A 7065-nucleotide genomic window follows, 5' to 3' on the forward strand; every position below is an offset into this window, starting at 1 on the left:
CGGTATCACTCCCCGCCGCGGTTGGACGGGTTGCCGATCATCGCCAGGAACTCCCGGCGGGTGGACGGATCCGTGCGGAACACGCCGAGCATGCGGCTGGTCACCATGCTGACGCCGGTCTTGTGCACGCCGCGGGTGGTCATGCACTGGTGCTGCGCCTCGATCACCACGGCCACACCCTCGGGCTGCAGCACCTCGTCGATGGTGTTGGCGATCTGCGCCGTCATCTTCTCCTGGATCTGCAGGCGCTTGGCGTAGGCCTCCACCAGCCGCGCCAGCTTGGAAATGCCGACCACCCGCCGGCGCGGCAGGTAGGCCACATGCGCCTTGCCGATGATCGGCACCATGTGGTGCTCGCAGTAGGATTCCAGCCGGATGTCGCGCAGCACGACCATCTCGTCGTAGCCGTCGGTCTCCTCGAAGGTGCGCTCCAGGATCGCCACCGGGTCCACCGCGTATCCGGCGAAGAACTCCTCATAGGAGCGGACGACGCGGTCCGGCGTGCCGACCAGGCCCTCGCGGTCGGGATCGTCGCCGGCCCAGCGGATCAGCAGCCGCACGGCCGCCTCCGCCTCGGCGCGGGTGGGGCGCTCGACCGTCATCGGCTCGCGGCGGGCATGACGGGGGCCGCGCACGATGTTCTCGGCGAGCGATCTCTTGCTTGAGGTCACGGGATGTCCCTTTTCGTTTGGGCGGCCCCCTCCCCGGAGACCTTCTGCGTCGTTGTACGCAGTCGCTGAGCCCGTTGGATCATATCGGGTGGTGCGGCCGGCGGCACAACCCGATCATCATAAACAAGAAAATCATCACCTGTCAGTTGAGATTCATCGGCTGATGCGGACTGTCGAGCGAAAACGCGGGGATCGTCACGTCGAACATCTCGCCGCGCCGCGTCTCCATGCGGTAGGAGCCGGTCATGATCCCGGACGGTGTGGCGAGCGGGGTGCCGCTGGTGTACTCGAAGGAGCCGCCCGGCTCCAGCACCGGCTGCTCCCCCACCACGCCGGGGCCGCGCACCTCCTGCACCCGGCCGCGCCCGTCGGTGATGCGCCAGTAGCGGGTGCGGAGTTGGACCGTCTCGGAACCCTCGTTGTCGATGCGCACGTGGTATGCCCACACGTAATGGCTCTCGGCCGGGGCCGACTGGTCCTCCAGGAAGCTGGGCTGGACGGTGATGCGGATGGACCGCGTGACCTGGCTGTACATGGCGAAACTCCTTGCCGCCGGCCGTCGGCGGCGCCTCGGCGCGCCCTGCGGAGCATAAGGGCGCACTTCGCCGGCTGTCCAGAGCGGGCAGGGTGCGGTCGGGTGGCGCGCCCGGCCATTCCCTTGCGCGCGGGCGGGAGCGATGCTATATGCACGGTCCTCCGAAACGGCCGATGAGACGAGGCCATGAGGCGACTGCACACCATACGCAACCGACGACGTTGCTCCGTCCGCCTGAGTGCGGGCGCGGCCGTCCTTGGGTCGCGTGCGGTCGCCTGGAGCGACGGACGGGGCACCACCCTGCCCTGACGCGACCTTCCGGCACCGGCGCAACCCGCCAGCACCACCATCCTACGCCGGGAGTGTCCATCACGATGATCATCACCACCGAGGAGCCGCGGCACTCCGCCGCGATCGAGGCCCTGCTCGACCAGTCCTTCGGCACCGACCGCCACACCAAGACCGCCTACCGGCTGCGCGACACCGTCGCTCCGCTGTCCGACCTCGGTCTGGTGGCGCTGGAGCACGACGACCATGGCGAGGAGGTGCTCCAGGGCACCATCCGCTACTGGCCGATCAGCATCAGCGGCTTCGTACCGGCACTGTTGCTGGGCCCCATCGCGGTCGCTCCGCACCTGCAAGGCGCCGGGCTCGGCTCCAAGCTGATCCGCATGAGCCTGAACAAGGCCGCGGCGGCCGGGCATCGCATCGTGCTTCTGGTGGGCGATGCCCCCTACTACAGCCGCTTCGGCTTCACCCGGCGGCTGACCATGGACCTGCAGCTTCCCGGCCCGGTCGACCTCGACCGCTTCCTGGGACTGGAGATCGTGCCCGGCGCCCTGGATGGCGTGTCCGGCATGATCACCCCCTGGACCGGCACCGCGACCGAGGATCTGGCGATCCCCGTCCCCGGCGCCTTCGCCACCCCGGCCGGCTTCGCACAAACCCGCCTCTGGTACGCCAGACCCGCTTGAAAGCACCGCCGGCCTCGTTTATAAGGAGCGTCCGGCGCGGGTGTAGCTCAATGGTAGAGCAGAAGCTTCCCAAGCTTACGACGAGGGTTCGATTCCCTTCACCCGCTCCAAAGCTTTCCCTGAATAAACAATGAGTTAGCGCCAAACCGGGATGCCCGGTGGTGCCTCGTTGTGCCTGATTCTGCCCCATGCTAGCTTACATCCAGGCTTACACAGGGCGTGTAAGCGGGCTGCAAGCCAGCGGCAGGCGAATCAACGCCCCTACGCGGAAAGCCCGTCCAGCGGCCTTGTAAGCGCCTCTCGTGTCAGCAGGGGGTGACTACCCATGGCCCGCGTCCGCCTTACCAAAACTCTCGTGGACGAGTTACAGCCGCCGGAGAAGGGGCAAACCTTCGTCTGGGATAGCGAGGTGCCCGGCTTCGCGGTGCGCGTCACGCCCACCGGTGTGAAAGCCTGGATCGTGCAGATGCGGGTTCGCGGCGGTAAGGAACGCCGCATGACCGTCGGGTTCTGCAACAAGGTTCCGCTCGACAAGGCGCGCCAGGAAGCTCGGAAGGTTCTTGCCACCGCCGATCTTGGCCGCGACCCTGCCCAGGAGCGCAAGGAAGCGCGTGAGGTCAAGCCGGACCTCAACCCGACCTTCACTGAGTTCTCGACCCGCTGGATGACCGAGGTGGCCCAGCGCCGCAACCGTGACGGCACCCTGAAGAACCGCCGCCTGCTGCTGAAAAACCACATCCTGCCGGTTCTGGGCGAGAAGCGGATCACCGACATCCAGCGCAAGGACATCGAGGATCTGCATCACCGGATTTCCGAGCGCTTTCCGGTCGCGGCGAATCGGGCAGTCTCCCTCTGTTCCGCCATTTTCTCCGCCGCCGAGCGGTGGGGAATGCTGTCAGCAAACCCCGCCTTCAAGATCGAGCGGAACACCGAGGAAGGCCGTGAACGCTATCTGACGCCAGAGGAGATCGCCCGTCTGCATGTGGCGCTGGACCAAAGCCCGGCGCAGGACTCCGCCGACGTGGTGCGCCTTCTGCTGCTGACCGGCGCGCGGGTGGGCGAGGTGCTGGCAATGCAGTGGTCCCATCTCGATCTGACTGTCGGTATGTGGGTCAAGCCGGCCGCCACGACCAAGCAGAAGCGCATCCATCGCGTTCCTCTGTCGCCGGCCGCTGTCGATGTGCTGAACAAGCGCCAGAGCGCCCGGAAGGGCAAGCGCCCCAAGGCGGAGCCGCCGCCATGGGTTTTCCCCGGTGACGGCACAGACGGCCATATGACCACCATCCGGACCTTCTGGGCGGCGGTCTGCCGCCGCGCCGGGATCGAGGGTGTGCGGGTTCACGATGTCCGCCATACCTTCGCCAGCCTGCTTGTGTCGTCAGGGGAGAGCTTGCCCGTGGTGGGCGCCCTTCTGGGTCATACCCAGGCGAAGACAACCAGCCGATATGCTCATCTTCAAGACGATGCATTGAGAAGGGCAACGGCTCGCGTTGCCGAGATCGCCGCGGGGGAAGTTCCATGAAGCAAAAGGATTTTATTTACATTGCTCCCGATGGAGCTAAATACGAGATGATCCACGCAATGACTCGCCCATGGTGGAAGAGCGAGCAGGAATACATCCCAATCTTGGAGTGGCATCCAAACAAAATTGCCTGGGAATTCCTTAGAAGGAGCCCTGAATATTTTACTCGTTACCATACATGGAAATGGCACCGAAGTACCGCGTTGGAAGGTGGAGTTGACATGAACCATGCATCCTGGAAGGCACAGGAGGGTATGGCCTGGAAAATACAGAAAGATTTTGGCCTTGATCCAAACTGGTCTCCGCCCTCGCCGTACGCATCAGATTTCTGCCCAATTTTTATCGATCAAGTTTCTCCACAAGGAAGTCAAATCATTACTACGTTAGGAAGCCTTGATAGAATGCCAGACGATAAAATACAACTTCTGACCGGAGAAATATATCTTATCTCACCGGGAGGGAATTGGCCCAGACGTAAAACAGCACGCCCTCACAGGAAAGCGCATTGCCGTCATCAGCTAATGAACTACTTGCGGCTTCTCGATGCAAAAACCAATGATGCTAATGCAGAAATGATCAGGATTTATATTTCAGAGTATCGCAACCTTCCGAGAGAGCAGGCACTGGCACGGATTCGCGCCCACTGGTATGCCGCCAGAAGGATGGTAGAGGTCGGCTATAGGAAGCTCGCCGCATCCCCTTGAAAACAAATACTTTTTCCGGCCAGATTTCTGAACGCGACACACCGGCATTTATGGCCATAATCGCGAACCTGTTGGAACAAACAGGTGAAACGAATGGCCTACAAGCAGAAGTCACGCCCCAGGCCGCTCGCGGATACGGACAAGCTCTGTTCAGCCGACGAGGCCGCCGAGTTGCTTGGGGTAGCGCCGCAGACCTTGGCGCATTGGCGTGTCCGGGGAACCGGCCCCCGTTACATCACTCTGTCGGCGCGTTGCGTGCGTTACCGGGCATCGGACATCCGCACATGGCTCGATGACCGGGCAAAGGACTCCACCGCCGAAAACGGGCGGGACGGCCAATGACCGATCAATCCATCGCCCTCCCACCCTCGACCGGCTGGTTCCAGGTCTTGCACCAGATCGTGGACAGCGGAGCGCTGGCACGGATGCACATTTCGGCCGCCGCGCTGTACATCGCCATCAAGCGGTATGTGGATCATCAGACAGGCTTTGCCGAAGTCAGCAACGACCGCCTCTGCAAAGCGATGGGGGTCAGCAAACCGACCTTCTACAAAGCAAGGAGGAGCTTGCAGGAGAACGGTCTGATCACGGTCGTCGAGAATCACTTTCCCACGCGGTACGTTGTCCATGAGCAGATACTATACTATGCGGCAGACCGAACGCCCGTAGCTTCCACTATGTTCCAGTATATACCGTCCCAACTGACAACTGTTCTCAAGGCGCTGAAGAGTCACCCCCTCACCAGCGACCAGCTCGGGACGACGGTCACCATCGGAACGGTCAACATCCAGATCGTCAATGCCGCCGCGCCCATCGCTGTGGACAAGGGGCAAGGGCGATGACCGCCGGGGCAGCGGTTTTTACCAGGGGGGCAGCGTCGTTTACCCCAGGGGCAGCGGAATTGCCCCCTATAAAGATAAGAGAGTTGAGACGCGCCCGCTCCCGCGCAGCCCCTTGCCTGCGCGGAGCGGGAGCGGGCGCGGCTCCCCATCCCTACCCTTCCCCTCGCCTGTGGATAAGAGGCAGGCGGCAACCGCTGCACCGGCTTTCCAGTCCTGTCCCCGATTGACCGAAAAACGATCAGCAGACGGACACGCAGCGTCGCCCAGGCGACCAGACGGCGTTCAACACGCAAGTTCGTCGATCATCTGGCGTCCAAAAAGCGACTAATCGCCTTCTGAACGCATCAAAGACGCCATTGGCGCAGAAAGTTGCACGGAATGTCATCCAGTGTCATCGGAAGGAAGGGCAGGATGGGTGATGTACCGGTACGCCGGCCCATCACGACCTTATTCGCCTTCGGCTCAACGGTCCCCTGCTCTGCGAGGCTTGCGGCGGGCTCCGCCCGGCCATCGGGAACCACGTCATGACAAGATCGAGGAACGGAGCGGGCACGCGGCGCACGACGACGCCGATCACCGTCTGGTGCCTTCCGTCTGAACGGGCAGAGATCGAGCGGCACGCCAGGGCCGCCGGGATGTCCACATCCGCCAATCTGCGGGAGGTCGGGGTCGGATACGAGCCAAGAAGCGTCGTCGACTATGAGCAAGTGGCGGTTCTGACGCGAACCCACGCCGACCTGAACCGACTTGGCGGTTTGCTGAAGATGTGGCTGACCAATGAGGAACGGATAAGGCCCCCCGACCTCGAGCGGCTTCTGAAACGCATCGAAGACGCAAGCCAAAAGATGATCGAGAGCGCGGGAAAAATTGTCAGATCGAGAACATAGAAGATCAACGGAAGCCACCCAAGCAAGGAGGACACCATGGAAGATTCCCAGCGAGAAACCCTAACTCAGATGCTTTGCAGAGAAATCCTCTCCAATCCAAATGCGTCGCCAAGAGCGCGGAATGTGGCAGTTATCCGCACATATCGGGCCGACATCGAGGCAGCGCTTGCGGATGGGTGGTCGATCTTGGAGACATGGCGCGTGATGAGCGCTGATGGGCGCGTCACCTCGGCCTACCAATCGTTCCGCAAATGCGTGAACCGCTTCATTCTTGGAAAGCAGCCACCTCCTCGTCGTCGAGTTAAGAACGCGTAGCGAAACGGGCTTTTGGGTGCTGGGAGGGGTATAGCAACGCCACTCGTTTTCGGCGCCCTCTGGACGTTCATCGAACCGCCGTTTCCACCGGAGCCAAATAGCCCGCGGTACCAGGTGGATGATCGTGCCGCGCCGCTCGACATCCAGCTCGTGCTGCGCACCAGCATTCCGTGGCAACTCCTGCCCAAGAAGATCGGCTGTGGGCCGCGGATGACGTCCTGGCGGCGCCAGCACGAGTGGCAGGAGAAAGGGGTGTGGGAGCGCATCCACCTAGCCCAACTCGACCGCCTCGGCTACGCCAACGCCATCAGTGGGGAACGCGCCGCGGTGGACAACGCCGCGGTCCCGGCAAGAAGGGAAGTCAGAAGAGCGCGCCGAACCCAACAGACCGCGGCAAGCACGGTTCCAAGCGCCACATCCTCGTCGATGCCAACGGCATCCCGCTCGCCCTGACCATCTCCGCCACCAGTCGGCACGATAGCAGGTTTCTGAAGACGCTGGTTGATGCCGTGCCGGCCATCCGCCAGTGCGCCGGCCGGCCACGCCGTTGTCTTGCTAAACTGCAGCCAACAAGGGCTATGAGTAACTGCTCACGGGGGTGGTCAGGCAGCGAAG

9 protein-coding genes, 1 tRNA gene and 1 pseudogene are annotated in these 7065 nt (G+C 62.7%); 9 read left to right on the forward strand and 2 right to left on the reverse strand.

Features of this window, described 5'->3' with window-relative positions:
- Nucleotides 1–5: 5 nt before the first annotated feature.
- Nucleotides 6–602 carry a GTP cyclohydrolase I FolE gene (gene folE / locus HL658_RS30330; protein WP_180286258.1) on the reverse strand — a complete coding sequence of 199 codons (597 nt, stop codon included), beginning with the start codon at nucleotides 600–602 and terminating at the stop codon, nucleotides 6–8.
- A 211-nt stretch (nucleotides 603–813) separates the two neighbouring features.
- Nucleotides 814–1206: a Co2+/Mg2+ efflux protein ApaG gene (apaG, locus tag HL658_RS30335; protein ID WP_180286176.1), complete on the reverse strand. Its 393-nt coding sequence runs from the start codon at nucleotides 1204–1206 to the stop codon at nucleotides 814–816.
- Nucleotides 1207–1580: 374 nt separating this feature from the next.
- On the opposite strand from apaG, the gene HL658_RS30340 reads away from it, so the two are divergent.
- From HL658_RS30340 to HL658_RS30380, 9 genes and pseudogenes are all read left to right on the forward strand, one after another.
- Nucleotides 1581–2180: a GNAT family N-acetyltransferase gene (locus HL658_RS30340; RefSeq protein ID WP_180286175.1), complete on the forward strand. Its 600-nt coding sequence runs from the start codon at nucleotides 1581–1583 to the stop codon at nucleotides 2178–2180.
- Between the two features lie 36 nt (nucleotides 2181–2216).
- Nucleotides 2217–2290: transfer RNA gene (locus tag HL658_RS30345), tRNA-Gly, on the forward strand.
- 215 nt (nucleotides 2291–2505) lie between these two features.
- Nucleotides 2506–3702: a tyrosine-type recombinase/integrase gene (locus HL658_RS30350; protein WP_180286174.1), complete on the forward strand. Its 1197-nt coding sequence runs from the start codon at nucleotides 2506–2508 to the stop codon at nucleotides 3700–3702.
- A complete protein-coding gene (locus HL658_RS30355; RefSeq protein ID WP_180286173.1) occupies nucleotides 3699–4406 on the forward strand; it encodes a transcriptional regulator domain-containing protein in 708 nt (235 codons plus the stop codon). Before HL658_RS30350 ends, HL658_RS30355 begins: the two co-directional genes overlap by 4 nt.
- 93 nt (nucleotides 4407–4499) lie before the next feature.
- A complete protein-coding gene (locus tag HL658_RS30360) occupies nucleotides 4500–4748 on the forward strand; it encodes a helix-turn-helix transcriptional regulator (RefSeq protein ID WP_180286172.1) in 249 nt (82 codons plus the stop codon).
- Nucleotides 4745–5248 (forward strand): helix-turn-helix domain-containing protein, encoded by a 504-nt coding sequence (locus HL658_RS30365; protein ID WP_180286171.1) that lies wholly within the window; start codon nucleotides 4745–4747, stop codon nucleotides 5246–5248. The genes HL658_RS30360 and HL658_RS30365 overlap by 4 nt, the downstream gene beginning before the upstream one ends.
- 524 nt (nucleotides 5249–5772) lie before the next feature.
- Complete coding sequence (locus HL658_RS30370) at nucleotides 5773–6135, forward strand: plasmid mobilization protein (protein WP_180286170.1); 363 nt, start codon at nucleotides 5773–5775, stop codon at nucleotides 6133–6135.
- A gap of 69 nt (nucleotides 6136–6204) precedes the next feature.
- Nucleotides 6205–6450: a TraK family protein gene (locus HL658_RS38285; RefSeq protein ID WP_425485394.1), complete on the forward strand. Its 246-nt coding sequence runs from the start codon at nucleotides 6205–6207 to the stop codon at nucleotides 6448–6450.
- A gap of 30 nt (nucleotides 6451–6480) precedes the next feature.
- Nucleotides 6481–7033: pseudogene (locus HL658_RS30380) on the forward strand (IS5 family transposase); the annotation flags it as partial.
- Nucleotides 7034–7065: the final 32 nt, after the last annotated feature.

This window comes from Azospirillum oleiclasticum, from assembly GCF_013423485.1.
GTDB lineage: Bacteria > Pseudomonadota > Alphaproteobacteria > Azospirillales > Azospirillaceae > Azospirillum > Azospirillum oleiclasticum.